Origin of the sequence: Pedobacter sp. MC2016-05 (assembly GCF_026239735.1) — a bacterium.
In the GTDB taxonomy this organism is placed as follows: Bacteria; Bacteroidota; Bacteroidia; order Sphingobacteriales; family Sphingobacteriaceae; genus Pedobacter.
Genome location: NZ_JAPIVT010000003.1, coordinates 108,526 through 135,028, shown reverse-complemented (window position 1 = coordinate 135,028; position 26,503 = coordinate 108,526). Strand labels below are relative to the sequence as shown.

Annotated in this window: 21 protein-coding genes; 11 read left to right on the top strand and 10 right to left on the bottom strand. The window is 37.0% G+C overall.

The features are described 5' to 3' along the window. Positions 1-68: 68 nt before the first annotated feature. From OQZ33_RS05770 to OQZ33_RS05745, 7 genes are all read left to right on the top strand, one after another. The gene (locus OQZ33_RS05770) at positions 69-803 is read left to right on the top strand and encodes an MlaE family ABC transporter permease (protein ID WP_056851567.1); all 735 of its coding nucleotides are present in this window, start codon (positions 69-71) and stop codon (positions 801-803) included. Further along, positions 803-1,555: an ABC transporter ATP-binding protein gene (locus tag OQZ33_RS05765; RefSeq protein ID WP_056851566.1), complete on the top strand. Its 753-nt coding sequence runs from the start codon at positions 803-805 to the stop codon at positions 1,553-1,555. Before OQZ33_RS05770 ends, OQZ33_RS05765 begins: the two co-directional genes overlap by 1 nt. Positions 1,556-1,575: 20 nt before the next feature. Beyond that, the gene (locus OQZ33_RS05760) at positions 1,576-1,821 is read left to right on the top strand and encodes a DUF2281 domain-containing protein (RefSeq protein ID WP_265798101.1); all 246 of its coding nucleotides are present in this window, start codon (positions 1,576-1,578) and stop codon (positions 1,819-1,821) included. Continuing rightward, the gene (locus OQZ33_RS24450) at positions 1,821-2,204 is read left to right on the top strand and encodes a type II toxin-antitoxin system VapC family toxin (RefSeq protein WP_416338743.1); all 384 of its coding nucleotides are present in this window, start codon (positions 1,821-1,823) and stop codon (positions 2,202-2,204) included. Before OQZ33_RS05760 ends, OQZ33_RS24450 begins: the two co-directional genes overlap by 1 nt. A gap of 3 nt (positions 2,205-2,207) precedes the next feature. Continuing rightward, positions 2,208-3,089, top strand: a complete 882-nt coding sequence (locus OQZ33_RS05755) for a class I SAM-dependent methyltransferase (RefSeq protein ID WP_265798100.1) — start codon at positions 2,208-2,210, stop codon at positions 3,087-3,089. Positions 3,090-3,189: 100 nt separating this feature from the next. Further along, positions 3,190-4,233: a hypothetical protein gene (locus tag OQZ33_RS05750; RefSeq protein WP_265798099.1), complete on the top strand. Its 1,044-nt coding sequence runs from the start codon at positions 3,190-3,192 to the stop codon at positions 4,231-4,233. Between the two features lie 63 nt (positions 4,234-4,296). Then, positions 4,297-5,703 (top strand): hypothetical protein, encoded by a 1,407-nt coding sequence (locus tag OQZ33_RS05745; RefSeq protein ID WP_265798098.1) that lies wholly within the window; start codon positions 4,297-4,299, stop codon positions 5,701-5,703. 7 nt (positions 5,704-5,710) lie between these two features. Here the strand turns inward: OQZ33_RS05745 and OQZ33_RS05740 are convergent, their stop codons facing one another. From OQZ33_RS05740 to OQZ33_RS05710, 7 genes are all read right to left on the bottom strand, one after another. Further along, complete coding sequence (locus OQZ33_RS05740) at positions 5,711-6,799, bottom strand: acyl-CoA dehydrogenase (protein ID WP_265798097.1); 1,089 nt, start codon at positions 6,797-6,799, stop codon at positions 5,711-5,713. Between the two features lie 30 nt (positions 6,800-6,829). After that, positions 6,830-7,450 carry a nicotinamide riboside transporter PnuC gene (gene pnuC / locus OQZ33_RS05735; RefSeq protein WP_265798096.1) on the bottom strand — a complete coding sequence of 207 codons (621 nt, stop codon included), beginning with the start codon at positions 7,448-7,450 and terminating at the stop codon, positions 6,830-6,832. Between the two features lie 297 nt (positions 7,451-7,747). Continuing rightward, positions 7,748-7,990, bottom strand: coding sequence for a hypothetical protein (locus OQZ33_RS05730; RefSeq protein ID WP_265798095.1), 243 nt, complete (start codon positions 7,988-7,990; stop codon positions 7,748-7,750). A 172-nt stretch (positions 7,991-8,162) separates the two neighbouring features. Next, positions 8,163-11,078: a DNA gyrase/topoisomerase IV subunit A gene (locus tag OQZ33_RS05725; protein ID WP_265798094.1), complete on the bottom strand. Its 2,916-nt coding sequence runs from the start codon at positions 11,076-11,078 to the stop codon at positions 8,163-8,165. Positions 11,079-11,238: 160 nt separating this feature from the next. Continuing rightward, entirely contained in the window at positions 11,239-11,667 is a 429-nt protein-coding gene (locus OQZ33_RS05720) for an EamA family transporter (protein WP_265798093.1), read from the bottom strand. 333 nt (positions 11,668-12,000) lie between these two features. Next, positions 12,001-12,627, bottom strand: coding sequence for a cupin domain-containing protein (locus OQZ33_RS05715; protein WP_265798092.1), 627 nt, complete (start codon positions 12,625-12,627; stop codon positions 12,001-12,003). 240 nt (positions 12,628-12,867) lie between these two features. Continuing rightward, entirely contained in the window at positions 12,868-13,362 is a 495-nt protein-coding gene (locus tag OQZ33_RS05710; RefSeq protein WP_265798091.1) for a cytidine deaminase, read from the bottom strand. A gap of 147 nt (positions 13,363-13,509) precedes the next feature. Between OQZ33_RS05710 and OQZ33_RS05705 the strand changes: the two genes are divergently transcribed. From OQZ33_RS05705 to OQZ33_RS05695, 3 genes are read left to right on the top strand one after another with little or no spacing between them, the layout of a single operon-like run. Further along, positions 13,510-18,507, top strand: a complete 4,998-nt coding sequence (locus OQZ33_RS05705) for a translocation/assembly module TamB domain-containing protein (protein WP_265798090.1) — start codon at positions 13,510-13,512, stop codon at positions 18,505-18,507. Continuing rightward, positions 18,491-20,791 carry a BamA/TamA family outer membrane protein gene (locus OQZ33_RS05700; RefSeq protein WP_265798089.1) on the top strand — a complete coding sequence of 767 codons (2,301 nt, stop codon included), beginning with the start codon at positions 18,491-18,493 and terminating at the stop codon, positions 20,789-20,791. The genes OQZ33_RS05705 and OQZ33_RS05700 overlap by 17 nt, the downstream gene beginning before the upstream one ends. Positions 20,792-20,799: 8 nt before the next feature. Further along, positions 20,800-21,831 (top strand): YihY/virulence factor BrkB family protein, encoded by a 1,032-nt coding sequence (locus OQZ33_RS05695; RefSeq protein WP_265798088.1) that lies wholly within the window; start codon positions 20,800-20,802, stop codon positions 21,829-21,831. Between the two features lie 60 nt (positions 21,832-21,891). On the opposite strand, the gene OQZ33_RS05690 is transcribed toward OQZ33_RS05695, so the two are convergent. From OQZ33_RS05690 to OQZ33_RS05680, 3 genes are all read right to left on the bottom strand, one after another. Beyond that, a complete protein-coding gene (locus OQZ33_RS05690) occupies positions 21,892-22,029 on the bottom strand; it encodes a hypothetical protein (protein WP_265798087.1) in 138 nt (45 codons plus the stop codon). 62 nt (positions 22,030-22,091) lie between these two features. Further along, positions 22,092-22,574 (bottom strand): hypothetical protein, encoded by a 483-nt coding sequence (locus OQZ33_RS05685; RefSeq protein ID WP_265798086.1) that lies wholly within the window; start codon positions 22,572-22,574, stop codon positions 22,092-22,094. A 247-nt stretch (positions 22,575-22,821) separates the two neighbouring features. After that, entirely contained in the window at positions 22,822-24,690 is a 1,869-nt protein-coding gene (locus tag OQZ33_RS05680; RefSeq protein ID WP_265798085.1) for a DNA topoisomerase IV subunit B, read from the bottom strand. A gap of 364 nt (positions 24,691-25,054) precedes the next feature. Here OQZ33_RS05680 and OQZ33_RS05675 point away from each other — a divergent pair, with 364 nt between their 5' ends. Then, positions 25,055-26,392, top strand: a complete 1,338-nt coding sequence (locus OQZ33_RS05675; RefSeq protein WP_265798084.1) for an APC family permease — start codon at positions 25,055-25,057, stop codon at positions 26,390-26,392. Positions 26,393-26,503: the final 111 nt, after the last annotated feature.

Below are 26,503 nucleotides of genomic sequence, written 5' to 3'. Positions count from 1 at the left end.
CTCCAACTTTTTTATCGTTTCTTTGTAGTAATATAAAATGATCATTTAAATTAAGCAATACATACGGAATGAATTTTACCAATTTCGGCAGATACATCCTGCTACTCAAGTCTGTATTCAGAAAGCCGGAAAAACTGAAAATATATCTCAAAGAAATCGCTAAACAAATGGATTATGTTGGCGTGGGTTCTTTGGGTTTAATTGCCATCATTTCTACGTTTATTGGCGCTGTAATGACTTTACAAATTGCTTTCCAGTTGGTAAGTGATTTTATTCCTAAAACCATTATTGGATCGGTAAACCGTGATTCGAGTATTCTAGAGTTGAGCCCAACCATTAGCGCTATTGTTTTAGCAGGTAAAATAGGTTCTGCCATCTCATCAGAAATTGGTTCGATGCGTGTTACTGAACAAATTGATGCACTGGAAATTATGGGAATTAATGCACCTGGTTACCTCATTCTTCCAAAAATTATTTCTGGAATAACAATGGTTCCCATGTTGGTTATCATTTCCATGTTTTTAAGTATTTCTGGTGGTTACATTGGTGGATCAATTTCCGGAGCAGTAACCCCATCCGAATATATCCAAGGGATTACAACAGATTTTAATCCTTACACTATCGTTGTGGCATTAGTTAAGGCTTTTGTTTTTGGTTTCATCATTACCTCGGTACCGGCTTATGAAGGTTTCTATGTTCGTGGTGGTGCTTTAGAGGTTTCACAGGCAAGTACAAGAGCGGTTGTTATTAGCTGTATTTCTATTCTTGTTTGCGATTATTTGGTTACTCAACTGTTATTGTAATGATTGAAGTTAAAGATATATACAAATCATTCTCTGGGAACGATGTTTTAAAAGGCATTTCAGGAAAATTTGAAGAAGGAGTAACCAATTTAATTATTGGAGGCTCTGGATCTGGAAAAACAACGCTCTTGAAATGTATGGTTGGCTTGCACCAGCCAGATTCGGGTTCTGTTTTATACGATGGGCGTGATTTTACGCCAATGACTTATGAGCAACGCATTGAAGTTCGTAAAGAAATTGGAATGCTCTTCCAAGGATCGGCTTTATTTGATAGTATGACGGTGGAGGATAACATCATGTTTCCTTTAAACATGTTTACTGATCAAACCCGCAAAGAAAAGATAGAGCGTGTAAACTTCTGTTTGGAACGCGTAAACCTGGCAGGTAAAAACAAACTTTTCCCTGCGGAGCTTTCTGGCGGGATGAAAAAGCGTGTGGGTATTGCCCGGGCCATTTCGATGAACCCGAAATACTTATTCTGTGATGAGCCAAACTCCGGTTTAGATCCAAAAACATCTATCGTTATTGATGAACTAATCCAAGAACTTACTGAAGAGTTTAAAACTACAACCATTGTGGTTACCCACGATATGAACTCGGTAATGGGTATTGGAGATTACATTTTATTTTTACACGAAGGAAAGAAATTTTGGGAAGGCAGCAACAAGGAAATTGCCCACACAGAAATTAAAGAACTTAATGATTTTGTATTTGCAAGTCGCTTCATGAAAGCTGCAAAAGACAAGTTTTAAGAAAATCCTTATATTTGGCTATGACTACGGCTACACAAAATATCATTAAAAAATTAGAAACCTTACCAGAAGGCATGGTAAATGAGGTAGAAGATTTTATTGATTTTTTGAAAGCTAAGCACGCTAAAAATTTCTTCAAAGCATCTGAAGAAAATAATAATGTGGTTGAAGAACCAAAAAGTTTATATGGAGCAGCAAAGGGAACTATTCTTTATATATCTGATGATTTTAACAAACCGTTGGATGAATTTAAAGATTACATGTAATGCGTTTCTTGCTTGATACTCATATATTCTTATTCTTTATAAATGGAGAATCCTCAATAAGTGAAGAGATCATTGAAATTCTAAATGATAAACAGACAGAAAAGTTTATCAGCATTGTGAGTATTTGGGAAATTACAATTAAGATGAACATTGGAAAACTTAGGCTCAAAGATGATCTAAAATCCATTTACATTTTACTAGACAATTTTGGTATAAAGATACTTCAACTAAGTAAAATAAACTTCGAAGTATATTTATCATTACCATTCGTTCACAAAGATCCTTTTGATAGAATGATTATTTCGCAAGCTATTGCAGATAATTTAACATTGATAACTGATGATCAATACATCAGAAATTATCCAAATTTAAAGTTATTTTAATACATGATACAATTATTAGCCCCCACCCATTGGAAAGATTATGAACTGATTGATTGCGGGGATTTTGAAAAATTAGAACGTTTTGGTACTGCAATATTAATTCGCCCTGAACCGCAGGCAGTTTGGAAAAAAACGTTATCAGAGCAAGAGTGGAAAAAAACAGCTAACATTACTTTTAGAGGTCGCTCGGCAACGTCAGGAGAATGGGTTAAGAAAACCCAATCGATTCCAGACCGTTGGCATGTCGAATATAAAAATAACGAAGTTGCCATTAAACTACGTTTAGGCTTAACTTCATTTAAACACGTTGGTGTTTTCCCAGAGCAGGCTGTAAACTGGGATTTTATCTCATCATCCATCAAAAAATTTAAAACACCGCAGCCTAAGGTATTAAACCTTTTCGCTTATACAGGTGCAGCTTCACTTATTGCAAACGCGGCCGGTGCAGAAACCACTCACGTTGATTCGATTAAACAAGTAGTTACCTGGGCCAATGAAAACCAAGAACTTTCTGGATTAAAAAACACCCGCTGGATGGTGGAGGATGCTTTGAAATTCGTTAAAAAAGAATTCAAAAGAGGAAAAAAATACAACGGGATTATCCTCGATCCACCAGCTTACGGTCATGGACCAAATGGCGAAAAATGGAAATTGGAAGATCATATTCAAGAAATGATGCAAGACGTTGTTCAGCTTTTGGATGAAAAAGAACATTTTTTAATTTTGAATACTTACTCTTTAGGATTTTCTTCCGTTATTGTAGAAAATTTAATTCGCACCTCATTCCCTGGCGTTAAGAATTTAGAAACCGGAGAATTATATTTACAAGCTACAGCAGGCGTTAAATTACCCTTAGGTGTATTTGGCAAATTCTGCAATGTGTAAATGTTAATTACTTTATTTTAAACTACCGGTTTTCCATCCTACTTTCATGCAAAACAGATTCGGAAAAACTGTCTACACTTTAATACTATAATAAATATCTATGAAACTTCCTCAATTAGCAGGTACTTTAATGCTCGGGCTTGCTACAGTAACCTTATTTGCTAACTGTACAGCAGATGGCAAAAATGGCGGCGGCAATGGCTCAAGTGCCGACACTTCTAAAAAGAAAACAGATTCAACAGTAAATATGATGAAACCTGTTGATAGAAAACTATATGACTCTTTAGATAAAAAATTGGCTAACGGTGATACCACAGGCAGGTGGCCGGTTAAAAACCAACCTACACCACTAGCTGGAGCAATATTGCCATTTAAACGTATTGTGGTTTATTATGGTAATCTGCACTCAAAAAAAATGGGTGCTTTAGGCGAATATGCTCCTAAAGAGATGTGGCAACGCTTAAATACCGAAGTTAAAAAATGGGAGAAAGCAGATCCAACTACTCCAGTTCAGCCAGGTTTACATTACATCGCAGCAGTAGCAAGCGGTACCCCAGGTAAAGATGGAAAATACATCAACCGCATGGGTAATAAACAGATTGATTCGGTTTTGAAAATTTCAAAGATGCAACCCAATACGATCGTATTTTTAGATCTTCAGGTGGCATTAAGTACCATTAAGGCAGAATTACCTCACATCGAAAAATATTTACAACTACCCTATGTACACTTAGGTATCGACCCTGAATTCTCCATGAAAGATGGATCACTTCCAGGTAAAAAGATAGGTACTTATGATGCAGCTGACATCAATTATGTAACAGGTTACTTAGCAGATTTGGTTAAGAAATATAACCTGCCTCCAAAGGTTTTTGTATTACACCGTTTTACCAAAAAAATGGTAACCAACTCCAAAAACATTAAATTACGCCCAGAGGTACAGGTTGTAATGCACATGGATGGTTGGGGCGAACCAGAATTGAAAAAAGGTACATACAGACATTTTATTCAAAGCGAACCCGTTCAGTTTACAGGTTTCAAATTATTCTATAAAAATGATTTGAAGAAAGCACCTAACAGATTGATGACACCAGAGGAGTTGCTAAAACTCACACCAAAACCGATATATATCCAGTATCAATAATATTTTAAACCCGCAGCCAAATGTTGCGGGCTTTTTTTTTTCAATCATCCAATTGCGCTCTTCATGAAATCCATCTTAATTATTACTGCATTTCTAATTTCTTCATTGGCCAGCTTTTCGCAAAAACTTAAATCTGCCAAATCATTGACCGCCGCGTTCTCAACAGCTGCAAAAAGCGGAAAGCCGGTATTCCTGATTATTAACACTCCTACTATTGAGCATTTGAAAAAACTCCCTGAGAATGCCAAAGTAGATTTCACATCTGCTTTAGATGACAAAGAGGTGATATCAAAAATTGAAGAAAACTTTGTAGTATTTACCACTACGATGGCAGATACCAGCGTGCGGTCTATCATGCGTTCGGGCAATATTAAACAATTTCCTGCGTATATCTTTCTTCGATCGAACAGAGAAATATTTTTTAGTGAATCTGCAAGCTCTACAGACAAAAACAGATATTTTTCAATGGTTGAAAGGGCAAAAGCTGCTTTTAAAGAAAAGTCAATTTCAGACCTGGAGAAAGATGCTCAACAGAAGGGAGACGCTGTAACATTAAAGAAGTTAATTGATGCCCGCAAGAAAATCGGCATTACGAACAATGCAGACTTAATAGAGCAATATGTTGGTAATTTGAAAATCAGTGATTTTAACAATTATGATAATGTTGTTTATATTCTAGAGGCCGGACCCTATGCAGATGGCACCGCATACAGGCTTGCCTATACAAACCGAAAGCTTATAGATAGCATATACAAAACAGAACCACAATATAAAAGGGTAGCCTTCAACAATGCAATAATATCAAATACGATGATTGCGGCGGCGAAAGATAAGAATCTGAACAAAGCGATGGCAGGTGCAAATTTTGCCCGGTCAACTTGGTCTAGAGATTACCGTGGAGCCGATAAGTCGTATAATAACCAAATGCTCTGGTATTACAGTACAGTAAAAGATACTGCTTCATACCTGCGAACGGCGGCATATTTCTACGACAATCATTATATGAATATCGGTGCAGATAGCATTAAAAAAATTGAACAGCGAAACCATACAGTTAATTCAAAAAATCAATCGCTTCAATTGGGCGCAAAGAAGATGGTTTCAAAAGAGAAAATGGATAGTCTAATGAAACTTCCCGGCATTAAAACGGTGACATCATCTATCGTATCTATAAGTTCTTCAGGTAATAACTACGCAAATGAACTAAACAATGCAGCCTGGAAGTTTTACGAAATTGGAACTAAAAATATCAATTATTTAACGAAGGCCATGCTCTGGAGTCGGCGTTCAATAGAATTAAATCCAATTTCGGGATATTACGATACGTTAGCTCATATTCTATATCGAATTGGTTACTTTGAAGAAGCAATTAAAACGCAAGAAATAGCTATCGAGAAAGCCAAGAAGGAGCAGATCTCAACTACTAACTTTGAACTAGAGCTGAAAAAAATTAAAGCAAGAACATTGTAATCAATTGCTAATCTATAAAAGTTAATAAGGCATGTTGGCTAGCTGTATGGATATCTCGCCAAACCCTATTAATTACGCTTTCTTTCTTTGCAGCTTCTAATCCGCAATATGGAAATAAGGTATCACTCGCTCGTCGGCAAGCATGAGCGAGTTTCCTGCTTATCAAACTCACTTCTGAAAGTAAATTTTCTTCAATTTTTCCTGATGTAATCAATTGGTCCCAGGATTGATCGAAGGCATTATAGAATCGGCTGCGTAAATCTGCAATCTCTTCTTTACATTTTCGCAACTCTGACTGGAAGAACAAAATCTGTTGTTCATTGTATCTCTTCAACCCCGACCGCGATTTAAAAGCTTCTTCTACAAGTGCAATAAAATGTTTTGCCATACCTAAGCTATTTACAGCCAAAGTAGTTTCTGCAAGCTGCAGAAAAGGATAGTCAAAACCTTCATCAGCCACTTCGATATTACTATTAATGGTAAAAGTTCTATTGGTTGGTACTACCAAATCTTTTACCTCAAAGGCATGGCTTCCAGTAGCAATTAACCCAAAGTAAGACCACCCTGCTAAAATTTCTACTTCATCCCGCTTAAGAATAAATGATTTAATAACCGGATTTCCCTTCTCATCCAGAACGTCGCTTTCATCTGGATTTTTTAGTACACAATTGGCGGTAAATATAGTAGCATGCAAAGCACCGCTTGCATATTTCCAGTGGCCGTTTATCAGGTAACCATTATTTGTTTTAACCGCAGTACCACCAACTGCACCGCTTCCAGCAAAACAAACTTCTCGGTCTGCAAATATTTCCGAAGCCAGTTTAGGATTTAAAAAACCCGCGAACCAGGCTGCTCCGGCACACAAAGTGATGGTCCAGCCTAAGCTTCCATCGGCTTCAGCAAGTTCTTCCTCTAACCTTAATATTTCGGGAAGCTTTTTACCGGCACCACCATAAATCTTGGGTACAAAAAGTTTAAACCAATTTTCCTGATAGGCAAGTTCTAAAATCTCCGGGTGCAGCTTGCCCATTTCTTCAGATGGTGCCGCAAATGCCTGTACCTTTCCCTGCCAGGTTTGTGTTGATGTATTTTCCATGGAATTCCGATTCAATATGGGGTTGATATGTTAAATGGTTCGAAGGCTTCTTTTACCTATAATCTTCTTCCAATCGATAAAACCGAAAATGGCAACTACAAACAAGAAAATAGTTAAGCAAGCCATTAAAGGCAACTTTTTATGAAACAGAAGCGGAACAGCTACAAGGTTGGACACATTTAGAAAGATCCAGTTTTCAATTTTACGTTTGGCCAAAAGCCACATTCCTGCCCAGGCTGTGCTTGATACAAATGCATCGAGAAGTGGCACATCTGAGTCGGTATGGTTTCGCAGTACGAAATAGAAAATAAAAAAGCCAACTACCGAAATCATAACTGCTATGAGCAATTGATTGTTAGTGCTCCAGGCCACTTGGTTTGCCCCTTCAACTTTGCGTTTCTTCCAGATGATCCAACCGTAAACGCTCATGATTAAATAGTAAATACTAAGGCACATTTCTGCATATAGCTTTACATTTAAAAGTAGATACATGGATAATAAAATAGAAACAATACCTGTAGGATAAAGCCAAATGTTGTTTTTCTTGGCCAGCAACACTTCTGAAACGCCAAAGCCTACGGCAAGCCATTCGATTAACGAGGTATGTAAAATTTGCTCCTGAAAAAGCCTGAACCACTCTTGAAAATTCATTAACAATAATTTTATGTCTTCCGACTAATAAAAAATAATTGAAAACTGCTTTCAGGGCGAAACAGTAAGATAAATTTAACCTCTTCCCTCCGTCGGCATTATCCGAATCAGGTGCATTTAAGTTGAAAGTTTAGTGTTCAAAGTTGAAAGTTCCTCACACTTTTCACTGTTGACTTTTCACTTAAAATGGGTGTAATCTCAGCCTTTTGATTGCAAAAGAAATTGCAAAACAAAAAGCACCCCTTTGAGTAGCGCAAATATAGTTTTTATATTTAGAAGATAAGTAATTGAAAGATATTATTGTTTTAGCTTGCCAACTATCGGAGGATTACCTGATCCGCCAATTCTTTTAAACGTTAGGTAGTCGAATTTACCATCAAGATTTATACTACAAAGGAAATCAGCATTGATATTTTTATCTTTACAAGAAAAAAGATAGTAAAAATTTCTATCCTGCATAAATTTAAACTCTGCGGACTTGAAACCATCAATCATATCATGAATTCTACTTAGATATTTAGTGGTTTCTTCTTTTGTCATTTTCAATTTGAATCACTAGAAAAGGTCCCGTAAATATCATCGTACTTCGCTGAATTAAAATCTATCAGAAACTTTTGAATTGTTTTTTCCGCGACTCTATCTTGAGCAAATACAACAGTTGAAAAAGAAATAAATAATAAAAATAAAAAAACTCTCATATTTCATCAAGCTTTTAAAATAATCCCAACTGTCCTTTTTCATCAATTTCTATATCATCTGGATTGGTGATTTCGAAATCAACTTTCTTAACAGGCTTTTCTTCTTTTGATTTCTCCGATTCTGTAGCTGGCTGATTTTTAACCGCATCTGCTTTAGGATCCTTAACTGGTTTTTCAACAGCTTGGGCTTCATCGACTGCTTCTTCAGCCTGTGGATTTTCCGTCACGCTTGTCTTTTCAGCCATCACATCAGGCTTACGTTCAAATTTAGGCTTTGACTTTTCCTGTGTAGACTGGTCAGCTTTATTAGGCACTACGTTTTCTGGAGCCGCTTCCTCGTTACCTTCTTTTATCTCCACAGTATCCTCTTCAACCGAAGTTTTATCTTCTCCACTACCCTCATTTTCATTAGCTTCTTCCGCTTCAATTTCAGGATCTTCTAAAATTACCTTTCGAACATCGTGAGGTGATAGACGATTTCCATTGGCTTTCAAACCTTTTACATCAATCAGTTCGGCCAATGTTAAGTCAAGTGTTTCCGGAATTTGTGTCTTGCCTTTCAGTACATCAACCACTACTTTAGCGGCAGGATTTGACGTGAGAAATAATAAATTCGATTTTGGTTCTTCGCTAATAAAAACTACCTTTTTACCATTCGTCTGTAATTCAAAATTGAAGCGTTTGATGAAATAATTTTGTGCTTTTCCTTCAAAATGAACAGCAGCAAATATCTTTTCGGCATCAAACTTCTCAATCAGAATTAGTCCATCATCAAAGTGATTACTGAGTTCAAAAGAGCTTAGCTCGTAATATCCATCTTTATGAACCTGTAAAATTCTGTCATCGCCATCAAATTCGCCTAGATACTTCCCTCGTCCATCAACATTTAAACGCTTCAGCAAATCATCATACCAAATTTTTAATCCCGATAAAGTAGATACCCCTTTGCTTTTCAGAATGATTTTCTTGACCGGATATTTAGAAATGATATTTCCTTGCGAACCACGACCTTTGATAGCAACTTCTGCAAAATCTTGATCAAATTGTAGTTTACGTAACTTTGAATGCGGCTTTAAGGCAACGTTAACCACTTCTGCCTCACCATTTGGATTAGCTGTGAAATATAAAACCTTCGAACCTTTCGAACCCTTAGTTAAATCATATTCCTTATCACGGGTAACCCCGACAACTGCGAAACGTTTGATGTAAGCGGTTCCTGAAGAACCATCTTTATAAATCATGTTGTAAATTGTCCGCTCGTCGTTTTTCTTAAAAACCTGTGCATGAATAATTCCCTTGCCAACAAAAGTTTTATCGGCAACCTTGGTAATCATGCATTTTCCATCCTCACGGAAAACAATTACTTCATCAATATCAGAGCAATCGGCAATAAATTCATCTTTACGCAAACCGGTTCCAATGAAACCGTCTTCGCGGTTCATATACAACTTAACATTTGCCAAAGCCACTTTTGATGCCTCTACCCTATCAAATAAACGGATTTCGGTTTTTCGTTCTCTACCTTTGCTATACTTATCTTTTAGTTTCTGAAACCAGGCGATGGCATAATCGGTTAGATGTTTCAAGTGATTTTTAACTACTTTGATTTCATCCTCCAGGTTTTTCATCTGCTCGTCGGCCTTTTTCACATCAAACCGGGTGATGCTACTCATCGGTTTATCGATCAATTTCTTAAAATCCTCAGGCAATATTTCGCGATAAAGCGATGGCTTAAAAGGATCAAAAAGCAAGTGTAAAACTTCAACTACGGTATCAAAGTTGGCCGAATTTTCATATTCAGGATTTTTATACATTCCCTCCTGAATAAATATTTTTAAAAGCGAACTGAAGAAAATTTTCTCCTGTAACTCGTGCAGGCGAATCTCCAATTCTTTTTTCAATAAACTTTTAGTATGCTTTGTATTTTCAATTAAGATATCATTCACACTCATAAAGTGTGGTTTATCATCCTGAATAATACAAGTATTTGGGGAAATGGAAACTTCACAAGCGGTAAAAGCATAAAGTGCATCGATGGTCACATCCGGAGAAATACCGGGTGCTAAATGCACAATAATTTCTACATGAGCCGCTGTACTGTCCTCAATCTTCTTGATTTTTATTTTACCCTTATCATTGGCGGCCAAAATACTATCAATGATGGAACTGGTAGTGGTACTATAGGGAACTTCCGTTATAACCAGGGTCTTTTTATCCTTTTCTGTAATTTTAGCACGAACACGGATTTTTCCACCCCGCTGACCTTCATTGTAGTTTGAAAAATCGGCCATTCCACCCGTAAAAAAGTCGGGCAAAATATTAGGCCGAACGCCTTTCAGCGCATCAATGGAGGCATCTAACAATTCGATAAAATTGTGAGGCATCACCTTTGTAGCCAAACCAACTGCAATACCTTCTGCCCCTTGTGCCAATAACAACGGAAATTTTACCGGTAAAGTAATCGGTTCGTTGTTACGTCCATCATAACTTAACTGCCATTCCGTAGTATCAGGATTGAAAACAACTTCATTGGCGAACTTAGATAACCGGGCTTCAATATATCTCGGTGCCGCAGCACTATCGCCAGTAATGGGGTCACCCCAGTTACCCTGCATGTCAATTAGCAAATCTTTCTGTCCAATCTGCACCATCGCATCGCCGATAGAAGCATCCCCGTGAGGGTGATATTTCATCGTGTTACCAATTACATTCGCTGCTTTATTGAAACGTCCATCGTCCATTTCCTTAAGCGAGTGCATAATACGACGTTGAACAGGCTTTAATCCATCATGAATATGGGGAACTGCCCTGTCCAAAATTACATAAGATGCGTAATCGAGGAACCAATTTTCGTACAAACCGTTAATTGGTGTAATGGTGTGTTTATGCTCTTCGTTTGGATTTAGGTTTTGATCTGATTCTTCACTCATTTATCTACAGAAATTGGCAGCCGTAAATATAATAAAAATGATTGCACAGTGTAAAAACAGGTTATTCACATTTAAGTACCGGAAATATCGGCAAGGCAGGCTGTAATTAGGTTAGAAGTATATCAAAACCTGTAAAAAAACTCGGTAAATTGTTTGAAGATTACTCAGTAGAATCTGATAAAGCGATGAGTACCGCACCGGCAATCATCACCGTGCCGCCAACTACAATTTGCCAGGAGATTTTTTCTTTCAAAAAGATGATTGATAAAACAATAGCAATCACCAAAGAGGTTCTTTCAATAGTAGCCACATAAGATGCTGGGCCCATTGATAACGCTTTATAAGAAAACAAAGTTGACAATGATGTAAAAACCCCTGCCGAAAGCAGAAATATCCATGCATTTTTTTCGATTCCCTTCCAATCGCTAAAATTGCCCTGGTAAAACACTACTCCCCAGGTAATGAGTAAAATCAAGACGGCTTGAATGGCAAAAGCCAAACTGGAATCTACATTTTTTAATCCCGCCTTAGTTAGTACAATTACTAATGCAGCTGATATCGCTGCAAGCATAGCCCATAAAACCCACATAGTTATTTTTGTTTATAGCTTAACAGCAAAAATTCAAAATAGATTGTAACAAAAAACAATATGTAAAACTTTATCATTTAGTTGAAAATGACTTGCACCACATTGGAAGTGGAAAGTTTAACCTGCGTTGCGCCACGCTCCTGTTTATAATCTCCTATTAACTCATAACTGTGTACTCCTGGAATTTTAACCGGCTTTGTGATCCGAATATAAGCTTGGGCCGTAAATTCATCAGTTTTTTCAGGTGTTACTTTTAAACCATTTTACGATTCTTATGGCCGCCACTCGGTTTATTTGGATGTGACTTTGAAATAAACCTTTCTCGCTCTTTTATTACAAATGAACTTTATATTTATCCATGATCTCTTTTAACCTTGGCCAATCAAAAGTGATATCATATTTTTTCGCCAGTCGGTCCAAATCACCAGGCTTTGGTCGTTGATTGTTAATAAACAAGTCAGCCAAATCGCTCATATATGCTTCGTGGCCAGCTGGGCTGTACAATTCTATAAACTTTACGGTTTCTTTGCCTGTGTTCCAAAAACTATGAACAATTCCTCGTGGACGTAAATGCCAATCACCAGCTTTTACCTCGAACAACTCATTGCCTACCATGATGGTTAAAACGCCTTGTGTCACTCTACAAATTTCATCGAAAGTTTTATGATAATGTGGCGGGGCGCCCAAATAACCAACAGGTAATGTGGATTCAGTTATGCCAACTTGGCCATCGGTTTGGCTTTTATTAAGTTTAAAACTGATGTCTCCATCACCGATTTTACCTTTTTTACCAGTATTTTCAGGTACGAAAATAGGTTTCTTAATATCTTCAAAAATATCGCTTGGCGATTTAATATCGGCAAAAGCTTGAGAAGGCAGTGCAGCTGAACCAATTGAAGATATTGCAAGCAATTGTAACAACCTTCTCCGAGTTAAAATATTGTTCTGTTCATTCTCCATACTTATGATTTTTTTTCTAATTTATTGAATATCAAGAAATAAAAAGCATTTTTTTAAAGAATAATATTACAGATGGGACTTAAAACCCAACCAAAAAACATCAGCCGAAAATTATAAACCTGATAAAGCGAAAAGCCCGCAGCAAATAAAAGCATTTTCTGCTTTTATAAAAGCGAGGACTTGTAGCGATAGCAGGGCTAAAATTCCGAAGCATTACAGAACTGCCCATTTCCAAATATTTTAAGCTTTAGCCCCTAAGCGATCTTCTACAAATGAAAATGGCAATAAACTTTGAACACTGGGCACTTTTAAAACTTCGCCGTTTAAACAGTAAAAGATCACTTCAATTGGCGATGCTTGCTTTCTTTCAAACTCGGCCATTACCTGCAAACAACCACCGCAAGAGGTCACGGGCTTCAAAATTTCAAAGGCATCGGTTTGCGCTGTAATGGCTATACTTTCGATCAGCGAATTTGGATAGGCCGAGCCAATGGAAAAGAGTGCAACACGTTCGGCACACAAACCAGAAGGATAGGCCAGATTTTCCTGGTTGCTTCCGAGTATTATTTCACCAGAAGCCAGACGGATAGCGGTTCCTACCCGAAATTTTGAATAGGGAGAATAGGAACTTGCCAACGCTTTCTCTGCATTTTCACAAAGTGCTGCGTCTTGCTCCTTTAATTCGCTAACCCCATTGTACTGTTCGAAGGTTATATTAAGATTTAATAATTTCATTTTTAATGCTTTAATAAATAGCTATTGTTAAATTTTTATAGCGGGCGAACAATTTAGTTTAATTTTTGTAGTAATTACAAATAACTGTCTTAAATTTAATTTTAATGGCACGCTTTTGGCATTTAACAACCACCAAACACATTCGCTTTGAATAAATACGTACGTAAAAGTTTAAAAATTTTGCTTTGGGTAATTGCATCAATCATCATTTTGGTGGTCGCGATTGCGCTCTCGCTCAACATCCCTGCAGTGCAAAATTTTGTTAAGGGAAAAGCTATTGATTACCTTAAAACGAAAACAAAGACTGAAGTTAGCCTTGAAAGTATTAAAATCGCATTACCCAAAGATGTTGTGCTAAACAAGTTTTATATCGAAGACTTAAAAGGTGATACTTTGTTATATGCTGAAAAATTAGCCGTTGATATTAGTTTATTTAAGTTAATGGACAATACTGTTGAGATTAACAGTGTTGAGCTAAAAAACATACGGGCTAACGTTAAAAGAATTGCGCCAGACACTACTTTCAACTTTTCTTTTTTAGTTGATGCTTTTATGAGCGATCAAAAGAAGCCGGAGGAAAAGGTGGATAAGGATACCACATCCACCATGAAGTTTTCTGTCGATAAGGTTTCTTTTGAAGATATAGGCATTAATTATCGCGATGATGTGGCGGGTAATGATGCTAAAATTTACCTTGGCGCATTTAAGGCAAAACTGAAAACTTTCGATTTAGCTGGTCAGCATTACGTGATTAGAGATTTGGCGTTGAATAATACCTCGCTTAGATATTTACAGCAAAAACCTTTGGTAGAACTGGTCCAACATGTTACCAATAGTGTAGATAGCAGCCAGAAAGAAACGGGAAAACTGCCATTGATTGAGGTAGAGAACTTTGCTTTCAACAATGTGAAAGTAAATTACGACGATCAGATTTCTACTACGAAGGCAGTAGCGGATGTTAAGGAATTGGGCCTGATTAACCTGAAAGTTGATTTAACGAATAGTAAATATTCGGTAGAAGATGCTAAGTTAAATAAATCGAATATCCTCTTTGCTTTTAAACCTGCTCCAGGTAACGACTTAAAAAAGGTTGAAGACACCGTTGTTGCTGAAAAATCGGCGCTGGGCTTGATGATTAAAAATATTAGCCTGGCTGACAATAATGTGCAATTTGACAACTTAGGTGCAAAAGCTGCGCCTAAGGGAATGGATTTTAATCATTTAAAAATTACTGGTTTAAATTTTGGCGCCGGCGATGTAAGTTACGGTACCGAGGGCATTAAGGCCAATGTTAAAAATGGTTCGCTAGAGGAGAAAAGTGGTTTTGCGTTGAATGAGTTAAAAGGAAACGCTGTTTACAACGACAAGCAAATAAAGCTAAGCAACTTTGTTTTAAAAACACCAAATACCACCATTGAAAATGCTACGGAATTAAATTTTACTTCGATGGATGATTTAACCAAACATCCTGAAAGAGTGAAATTAGCATTAAGCTTAAAAAATACAACCATCGGACTAAAAGATGCGGGTTATTTTAGTGATGCCATCCCAGCGAATTACCGCAATGAAAAAATAAAAATAAATGCAGATGTGAATGGCTATTTAAATAACCTTAACATTCCTCGCTTGCAAATTACAGGATTAAAAAATACACAAATCGATATTAGCGGAACTGCTAAAGGTTTGCCCGACATTAATAAAACTTTCCTTGATTTGAATATTAAAAAGCTCTACGTTACGAAGAGTGATATTTTAGTTGCCGTTCCAAGAAAATCGCTTCCATCTACAATCGAATTGCCAAATGTGATAAATGCCAATGGTAAATTTAAAGGTTCGATGACGGACTTTAAGACCAACATGAACATTCAAACCGATATGGGAGGTGCAATTTTAACCGCAGCGATGAGCGGACCAAACGGGAGAGAGAATTATAAAGCTGATGTTTCTTTGAACAATTTTAATGTTGGTCGCTTGCTAAAAATGCAGCCTAAATTAGGGCGAATAACGGTTAAAGCTAACGTGGTGGGAACGGGGCTTGATCCTAAAAAAATAAATGCCAAATTCAACGCAAGGGTACTAAGTGCCTACTACAATAAATATACTTACCGAAACTTAAATCTGGCAGGAACTTATGCTAATCAGAACGTTACCATTAAAGGTAACATGCCAGATAGCAACGTAAATTTCCTTCTGGATGCCAAAGCCAACCTTGCGGGGAAATACCCTGCCGTAAAAGCTGATTTGAACTTAAAACAGTTAAATCTTCAGGCCCTTAACTTTAGTCCGACGTTGTTAAGCGCTGCTGGTTTAATAAAAGTTGATTTAAAAACTGCCGATGCAGATTATTTAAATGGTTCGGTAGATATTACAGGCTTGCAGTTGGCTAAAGATGCGCAAAGAATTAATGTTGATACCATTTCAGTTCGGGCAAAGTCGACAGCTACAGAAAATGAACTTTCGTTGAAGTCGGAAATTATATCGGCAAAAATTGATGGGAAGTATGAGCTGACAAAAATTGGTAGTGCATTCATTAACGAAATCAACAAATATTATTCTTTTGGGCAGGTAACCAAAATTCCTGATCAAAGAATGCGGTTCGCTGTTCAAATTTACGATTCGAAATTACTGAAACAGTTTGTTCCAGAGCTGACTGTTTTCAAGCAATCGCAGTTTTATGGTTTAATTGATACCGAAAAAGATAGTATACAGATTAAAGGAAATTTCCCGCAAGTAGTTTATGGAGATTTTAAAATTGATACTACTTCAATTAACATTAATAACGAAAACAACAAACTCGATTATGCACTAACGGTGAAGAGTTTGCAAAGTCCTTCCATTGCCTTGTTCAACACCGAAATAAGTGGTGAAGCACTAAACAACTTATTAGGTGTTAATATCTTCCTTCGTGATAGACAATTGAAAGATAAATATGTAATTGGCGGTAATTTTCAATCCATAAACAAAGATTTTAAATTTACACTGGACCCGCAGAAACTGTTATTGGATTATCAAAAGTGGGTCGTATCACAAGATAATTTTATTCAATTCGGTCAATCCGGAATATTAGTCAATCAGTTTGCAATTAGCAATAGCGGTCAGTCGCTATCAATAAATAGCAATCCCACCCAGCCAAATGCACCTTTGAGTGTTGAGTTTAAAGATTTTCAATTGGAAACGCTAACCAAATTCGCAGAAACGGATACTACTTTAGTTGGCGGCCGTTTAAACGGAACTGCGAATGTGAAAGATTTGGCATCGACCCCCAAGTTTGAAGCCAACTTAACGATAGATCAGTTACGTTATCAAAAAGACCAGCTTGGTACTTTGCGTGTGGCTGCTAATAACAATACACAAAATGCCTTTGAAATTAATGTGGCTTTAACTGGTGTTCACGATTTAAGAGTGAATGGATTTTATTACACCGCCCCTCAAAGCGCTTTGGATTTAACCGTGAATATCGATAAAATCGAGATGAAAAATATCGAGAGTTTATCTCAAGGGCAGCTGAAAAATGGAACGGGTACATTAACTGGGGCGTTAGCAGTTAAGGGGGCATTAACTGCGCCAAAAATATTAGGCGATTTAACCTTTAATAACGCTGGAATAAATGTGGCTTATGTAAATTCATACTTCCGTTTGCCGAACGAGAAGATATCTTTTACTAACGAGGGGATTGCCTTTAATAACTTTACATTAATTGATTCTTTGAACCAGAAAGCAACTATTAATGGAAAGGTTTTAACGACAGATTATAAAAATTATCGCTTCGGTTTGGATATCAGAATGAATAATTTCCGGGCAATTAATTCTACTGCTGCCGATAATGAGATGATTTATGGTACGGTTTATTTAACCAGCGACATTAAAGTTCGTGGCGATTTAAACCAGCCAGATGTAAACATGAATATCACGGTAAATAAAGGCACTAAGTTCTTCTTTGCTTTACCTTCGAGTGATCCATCAATCATTGATCAGGATGGAATTGTTCAATTTATTGACGCCGATGCACCCCCTTTTAACGGTCAAAAAGCACTTAAGATAGATAGCATCAGCAAATCGCCAGTAAAGGGAATAAATTTAGTTGCTGCAGTGAAAATAGATCCAGAAGCAGAACTAAATGTAGTTGTTGACCCCTCAAATGGGGATGCACTTAACATTAAGGGAGATGCTGACTTGAATGCAACCATGGATCCAAGCGGAAAAATAAGTTTAACCGGACGTTACGAAGTGGTGGATGGTTCTTACAATTTATCTGTTGGGCCATTAGGTAAAAAGGAATTCCGAATTGTGAAAGGCAGTACGATCGTCTGGACAGGTGAGCCCACTTCTGCTAATGCCAATTTAACGGCAATGTATGAAGTTAATGCTGCTCCTATTGATTTGCTTAACCAGCCAGATTTAGTACAGGCCAAAACCAAAATTCCATTTCAAGTTTATTTAATGATGAAAGGTGAGTTATTAAAACCTACTATTTCATTCAGAATCGATTTGCCTGAAAATGAAAGAGCTACAGAAATTGGGAGTTTGTCTTATACCCGACTTCAAAACGTTAATCGTGATGAAAGCGAACTAAATAAACAGGTTTTTGCATTATTGGCACTCAACCGATTTATTGCAAACAATCCTTTCCAAAGCTTGTCTGGCGGTGGCGGTGGTGTTTCTACACTTGCCCGATCAAGCGTGAGTAAACTATTAACAGAACAATTAAATAATTTAACCTCAGATTTAATTCAAGGCGTTGATTTGAACTTCGGTGTAAATTCATCAGAAGATTATTCTACCGGATCTATGCAACAAAAAACGGACTTGGAAATTGGTTTATCTAAGAAACTATTGAACGATAGGTTAACCGTTACCGTCGGAAGTTCATTTGCATTGGAAGGACCGCAAGCACCAGGAGAAAAATCTACCGATATTGCGGGTAATGTAAACGTAGAATATGCCTTATCTGCCGATGGAAGGTACCGTTTAAGAGCCTACAGACGTAACCAAAACGATGTAATTGTACAAGGTCAGATTATTGAAACCGGATTAGGTTTTACGTTAGTAGTTGATTACAACAAATTCAGAGAAATTTTCCAGAAAAAACGCAATAGAAGAACAAGAAACATTGAACAGAAAGCACAAAATGAGAAAACTAACTAGACCTATTTTATTTGTATTGGCCTGTTTAGTTTATGCAGGTTGCAGTAGTACGAAATCCTTAAAACCTGGACAAATTTTATATACGGGAGCAGATGTGATCATCAACCCAGATTCATCAGGAAAAATTGATGATGAGAAACAAGTAAAGACTGATTTAAAAAGTAAAACCCGGCCCCGCCCGAATAACAAACTCAAACTGGCTATCTACAACTTTGCTGGTGAACCTAAAAAGCCTAAAGGTTTGAGAAACTGGATCAGGAAAAAAGGTGAGCCGCCTGTGCTTTTGAGTGAAGTTAAATTGAAATACAATAACGATGTATTGACTAGCTATTTATTAAGTGAAGGCTATTTACAAGCAGCGGTAACAGGCGACACCGTGGTTAAAGATAAAAAAGGAAAGGCAGTTTATACTGCTGTTACTGGCGAGAGGTATAAAATTAACAAAATCACTTTCCCTCCTGATTCTGGCGTGTTAACTAAAATCATTAATGCCAATAAAGATAAAACGCTATTAAAAGTCGGAGATTTTTATGATTTGGATGTTTATAAAAACGAGCGAATCAGAATTGATAACGACTTAAAAGAGAGTGGATACTTCTATTTCAGTCCTGATTATTTGATTATGCAGGTAGATAGCACGCTAGGTAAAAACCTGGTAGATGTTACGGTTAAGGTTAAAGATATTGCTCCAGACGCGGCTTTGAAACCCTATACCATAAAAAACATTAAAATTTATCCGAATTACTCGCTCCGCAGAGATAGTATACTGCGTAAATTGAAGCCTTTGGAGTATCATGATTTTAATATTTACGATGACCGCAATACCTTCAAGCCCAGATTATTCGACCGATTGGTTTTCTTTCAAAAAGGGGAAGCATATAACCGCAAAGACCATAACCAATCCTTAAACAGGATGGTAAATATCGGTGCCTTTCAAGATGTTAGAGCCGAATTTTTACCAGTGGATAGCTTCAAGAATAACGAACTGGATTTGAACATTTACTTAACACCGCTAAAGAAAAATTCACTTACCTTCTCAGTAACGGGCACTAGTAAATCGAACAACTTCGTAGGTTCGGAAGTAAAGGTTACGCAAACTACTAGAAACCTTTTCAGGGGGGCTGAGCAACTGGATGTTAGTGTGAGTGGTGGTTTTGAAACGCAAACTAGAGGTACTTCATTAGGTAAAAATTCACTGTCTCTTACAGCAGAGGGAAAGTTAACCTTTCCAAGATTTATTGTGCCGTTTTATAAGCCCAATAGTACTACAGCCTTTATCCCTAAAACAATCGCTTCAATATCTTACCAGATGTTGAACAGAGGATCAGAATATACTTTGCATGCCTTTAAAGGAGAATTTGGATATAACTTCAAAGAAAATCAGTACAAGGAGCATAATTTTAACCCGATTTCGGTGAGTTATGTTTCAACAACATTTCCTTCTGATACAACAAGAGATCGATTATTTGCTGAAAACCCTTTACTTAGAACTACATTAGAAAACCAGTTTATCATTGGTAGTAGCTATAACTTCACTTATACCAACCAAATGGAAACCAACCGCAGAAATAACACATTTTTCTACGGTGCACTAGAAACTGGCGGTAATGTTTGGGGAACGTTTGTTCCAAAAGATGACCAAGGCAAACGTTCTATTTTTAACGTTCCTTTATCGCAATTTGTGAGATTAGAAGCAGATTTAAGAGATTACTACAAAGTGACCAGAAATGTAACCTGGGCAAACAGATTGAATTTAGGTTACGGTTATGCCTATGGAAATAGTACCTCACTCCCATTTGTTAGACAGTTTTTTGCTGGTGGTAGTAACGACATCAGGGCATTTCCGGCCAGAACCTTAGGTCCCGGAACATACAAAGTACCAGATGATGCTATTTTTGCTGATCAAGGTGGTGACATCAAATTAATGCTGAATTCGGAGCTTAGATTTAAAATTGTAAGTATTCTATATGGCGCCTTATTTGTCGATGCTGGAAATATTTGGTTACGCAAAGAGGATATGGGCGTTCCTGGAACGGCAAATAATGGCAGGCCAGGTTCGGAATTTAAATTAAAAAATGTGCTCAACGAATTAGCGGTAGGTACCGGAGCAGGATTGCGTGTTGATGCCTCAATTTTTGTAGTTCGCTTGGATGTAGCATTTCCTGTTCGTAAACCGTATCTTGCCGAGGGTCAGCGTTGGGTGTTTGATGATATCGCATTTGGAAATAAGGATTGGCGCAGACAGAATTTAATTTTTAATATTGGGATTGGTTATCCTTTTTAACTTTTTAAATGAGATTAATCAAAAAAATCAAACAGTTTTTTATTGCACTTTATCATCTTTTTATAGCAGCTGGGAAGGGTTTTGCTGAAGATAGAATCACTAAACTAAGTGCTTCTTTAGCATATTATACCATATTTTCTTTAACCCCACTAATCATTATCGTTTTATCTGCTGCTACCATTTTCTTCGGTGATAAAATGAATACAGAAACCAGGAATAAGTTCTTTGCGCAAGTGAGTGATATGGTGGGTCCAGATGCTACCCTTCAGTTACAAGGTTTCGTTGAGAACGCAAATAAAACTGGCCAATCAACGATGGGATTAATTATCGGTATTGGGGTGTTAATTGTTGGATCCACAGCCATATTTATCGAAATTCAAGACAGTATCAATATGATCTGGAAGGTAAAAGCAATCCCGAAAAAAGGCTGGCTAAAAATGATTACCAACAGGTTACTCTCCTTTTCTTTAATCGTTTCAATGGGATTTTTATTACTGGTTTCATTAGTTATAAATAGCGTGGTAGTAGGCTTGGGTGATAAACTCATTTCATTGTTATCAAAAACTGAAATAGATAAAGTTGTTCCTGTGGCTGATGATACCATGGCATTAATCATCTACATTTTGAATAACGTGATTACTTTGGCCGCGGTAACCGCAGTATTTACGGTAATTTTCAAGGTTTTACCCGATGTGATCATTAAATGGAAATCGGCTATCACTGGCGCACTATTTACTGCAGTACTCTTCAGTTTAGGTAAATATTTGATCGGTATTTATATCGAAAAAGGGAACCCAGGCTCTGCATTCGGGGCTGCAAGTTCCATTATTGTAATTTTGCTTTGGATCTACTATACCTCTATTATTTTATATTTTGGAGCAGAATTTACCCAGGCTTACGCCGAAAAATATGATGGCGGAATTGCACCTAGCAAATATGCTGTATTTACAAAAATTACTATCGTAGAAAAAAAGGTGGATATACTACCTCCCCAACACCCTGAAGATACAGTTGATGAACCGGAAAAGAAAAGTCTTTAGTCTTTAGTCTTTATTCCCAAATCTTCTTTGATAGAATTTGTTTGTTATTTACGAATAAATTCAGGATTTCTCCAGTAACTCTTGCTCTAAAAACGGTTTGAGCACTAACGCATCCATGCCAGAAGCGAGGTACTTTTTGCGATCTTCCTGAATTACATTTGCCGTAACACCCAATATCGATACGGATCTTTTATTCATGTCTTCGCAGCTTCTAATTTTTTGAATAAGTTCAAGTACGATAAAGTTTTAAATAGTAATCGTTAATGGCGTTGAGTTATAATTTGTTGTATGCCAAATTGAGCGAGGAGGTTATCGGCAGTAATAACGGTTTTAATAAATGTTAATTTAGAACTGTCGACACCATTTTTATCCTTTTTGTTTATGGCGTCAATAATTCGTCCGAAAAATTTCTTTTTTGGCTGTGCGGCAACACTTGGTTTTATCGTATCAATTTTTACGATGCTTTTAAATTGCCTTGCGGTAAAAAGTTTGCTTTGAGGATTTATCTTTTCTACATCTTTATCTACCGCAACTGAAAAGTTAATTAAGCTATCAGAAAGTCTTTTGAGCTGAATAAACGGGGCGTTACGAGGCTTTTTTTGAAGAATGAGCTGATCAAATCTATCAGAACTAAAGCTCTTTCTATTATTTTGTTTCTCAATGGTATCCATGATTAAGGAAATTTCCTTAATCTCTTTTACGAACTGCTTGTAATAGCTTCTCTCCCCACTAATAACATACATTCTACACCTATTTTCTGCATCTTACAATTTTGAAAATACAGCTATCTAGTTTTGTTAAATCACTTTGTAACTGAGCAATTTTGTTCACCGATTTTAAGAGTAGTATTTTAGAGAAATTAACACATAAAGCTGCTGTTATTCCTAAAAAGACTAAGATTAAAAATGCGACTATTAAATACTTTCCTGCTGAACTTTTAGTGGGTTTCGATTGCGTTGATTTATTTTGCGATTACATCAAGGCCGAATTTTATGCTACTTCATCAATAATTTTAGGTTCTTCCTGTACCTCGTCTTTTTCTACACGCAGATTTCTAATGATGTGTTGCTGCCTGTCGGGAGTATTTTTTCCCATATAATACTCCAGCAAACTTTTAATGGTTTGATCTTTCAAAATAACCGGATCTAGCCTGATATCTTTGCCAATAAACAAACCAAACTCATCAGGAGAAATTTCTCCTAATCCTTTAAAACGGGTTATTTCAGGTTTATTTCCTAATTTTTCGATAGCATTTCGGCGCTCTTCATCACTGTAACAATAAATGGTTTCTTTTTTATTTCGAACCCTAAACAATGGGGTTTGTAAAATGTAAACATGTCCTGCTTTTACTAAATCGGGGAAAAACTGGAGAAAGAAAGTCATCATTAACAATCTGATGTGCATGCCATCCACATCCGCATCAGTAGCGATAACGATGTTGTTGTAATGCAAACCTTCTAAGCCGTCTTCAATATTTAAAGCATGTTGTAACAGGTTAAACTCTTCATTCTCATAAACCACCTTTTTGGTTAGCTCATAACAGTTAAGCGGTTTACCTTTCAAGCTGAAAACGGCCTGACAATCTACATCCCGGGATTTAGTAATCGAACCCGATGCTGAATCTCCTTCAGTGATAAATAAGGTAGTTTCATATCGCTTCTCATGTGTAGAGTTGAAATGAACCTTACAATCGCGAAGCTTTTTATTATGTAGTGAGGCTTTTTTGGCTCTGTCGTTTGCCAGCTTTTTGATTCCGGCAATATCTTTTCGCTCTCTTTCTGATTGATTAATTCTTTTTAAGAGCGCATCGGCTACATCTGGATTTTTGTGTAGATAATCATCAAGCTCTTTTTTAACAAAATCATTGATAAATGTTGCTACTGAAGGTCCTTCAGGTCCCATATTTTGAGAGCCTAACTTCGTTTTAGTTTGCGATTCGAAAACCGGTTCCTGCACACGAACGGAAATAGCCGCAATAATTGATGAACGAACATCGGCAGCATCGAATTCCTTTTTGAAGAACTCTCTGACAGTTTTTACCACCGCAGCCCTAAAAGCAGCCTGATGCGTTCCACCTTGTGTAGTATGTTGTCCGTTTACAAATGAGTGGTAATCTTCCCCATATTGCTGACCATGCGTCATCGCAATTTCGATATCGTTACCAATCATATGAATAATCGGGTAACGGATTTCTTCGGGCTTATTAAATTTGGAAAGCAAATCATAAAGACCTCTCTCTGAAAAATATTTCCGGTTATTGAAATTGATGGTTAAACCCGTGTTAAGGAACACATAATTCCAAACCATGCTCTCCACGAAGTCAGGAATGTAGTGGTAGTTTCTGAAAATGGTTTCATCAGGATAAAACGTTATGGCAGTACCGTTTCGCTGAGTGGTATCGATAACAGGTTGTTCATTTACAATTTCACCTTTCGAAAATTCTACTTTTTTAGTTTTCCCATCACGGTAAGATTGTACAGTAAAACTGGTAGATAAAGCATTCACCGCTTTTGTACCCACGCCATTTAAACCAACCGATTTTTGAAAGGCGTTACTATCGTATTTTCCTCCAGTATTGATCTTGCTTACACAATCTATAACTTTCCCAAGCGGGATGCCACGTCCATAATCACGGACGTTTATTTTTTGCTCAGAAACTGTAATTTCAATGGTTTTTCCGGTTCCCATCACAAACTCATCAATTGAGTTATCGACAATTTCCTTCAACAAAACATAAATACCATCATCTTGCGCAGAGCCATCACCAAGCTTACCAATATACATACCGGGGCGTAGTCTGATGTGTTCTTTCCAGTCTAATGAGCGAATGCTGTCGTCGTTATAAATTACTTCTGCCATAAATTTTGTTATTTGTTACCAGATTGATTGAACTTTGCACAAACGCAAAGCAGCTATACCGAGGGATGGTTCGGAGCAAGCTTTAACATTCAACATGACAAGTATTAAGGGATAATTTGATATTGAGTTTTTTTGAAGTGAACATTGTTTGACTTCGCAAATCTCCAATAGCAAAAATTATTATACAATAATAGATTTATTCTGCGAGGCTGGCAAAATAAAATTTCAACAAAAGAGACGACTAAAATGTAGGAGTTAAAATTGAATAATAGGTGAACACTTTAATCCATTTTCACATCTCAAATCATCCATCTTCCATCCAACCTATTTACCTATCTTCACCCCGTTATTTTATCACTCCTTAATGCAACAAAAAAAGCAACTTTCGCTCTTCGATTTATCCATGATTGTGGTTAGTTTGGTCATCGGAATGGGCATCTTCCGAACGCCTGTAAACGTGGCTGCGAAAGCACAAATGCCCGAATTATTTTATCTGGCTTGGTTTATAGGTGGTTTTGTAGCCTTTTGTGGTGCATTAACTTACGCCGAAATCGGTTCCCGTTACCCGGTAACCGGCGGCTATTACAAAATTTTCTCGCAAGCCTATCATCCTTCAATTGCATTCGCTATCAATTGCATTGTGCTTATTTCCAGTGCTGCATCGGTTGCTGCAATATCAATTATCGGTGCAGAATACTTAAGTAAAATTGTTTTACCAGCCGAAATGCAAAATGAAACTTATCGCGTAGCTATTGCCATCTCCACCATTTTGATGTTTTACTTCATCAACCTGCTCGGCTTAAAAGCCAGTTCGAAAACCCAAAATATTTTAACCGTTATCAAAATCGGCTTAATCTTAACCTTAATTTGTGCGGTATTTTTCGGTGGACAAACCCAGGACGTTGCTCCCGTTTTCAAAACGAGCAATGGTGCTGCACCAAGTTGGCAAAATTATGGAAAGGCTTTAGGACTTTGCCTCATAGCAGTTTCATTTTCGTACGCTGGATATGCACAAACCATTAATTTTGGTGGCGAAGTGAAAGACGCGAAGAAAATCATTCCGCGATCTATTATCATCGGCTTAACCATGATCGTAACACTTTACCTGATCCTTAACTATGTTTATGTTAAAGTCATCGGTTTTGAAGAACTGAAAACCGCAGAAAGTATTGCGGCAATTTTGGCTTCGAAAATATTTGGCCCAGCGGGTTTCAAAATTCTTTCGGTTATCATCTTTATTTCCGTGATGGGTTATGTAAATGTAAACCTGCTAAGCAACCCGAGGGCAATGTTTGCTATGGGTGAAGAAGGCGCCTTGCCAGGCTTTTTCAGTAAGGTGAACAAAAAAACAGAAGTTATTACCTGGAGCTTAACCGTCTTTACGGTAGCGGCAGTGGTGATCATTTTTTATGCAAAAACATTCGATAAGATTTTAAACTACACCATTTTTCTGGAAAGCATAAGTATGGCAAGTTCTGCAGCAACTATTTTTATTCTTCGAAAGCGAACTACAAATCTGGATAAGAAAACCATTTATACTGTTCCATTATATCCTGTTTTGCCCATCATATTTATTGCTGCCTATACTTTTGTAGCATTTAGCATTTATGCCGATGACCCAAATGCTGCATTAAATGGAATTTATATTTTTGTAGGATTTTTAGTGATTTATTTCATATCAAGAGTGATCAACAAGAAATAATTTAAAATGTTTTTAAAACTTATCTCATTTTGATGGTTAATTTATCGCATAAAAATCAATATTATTGATGTTAAGAACGGTCGTCCTTGCAAGGTACGCAGCAATCTCATT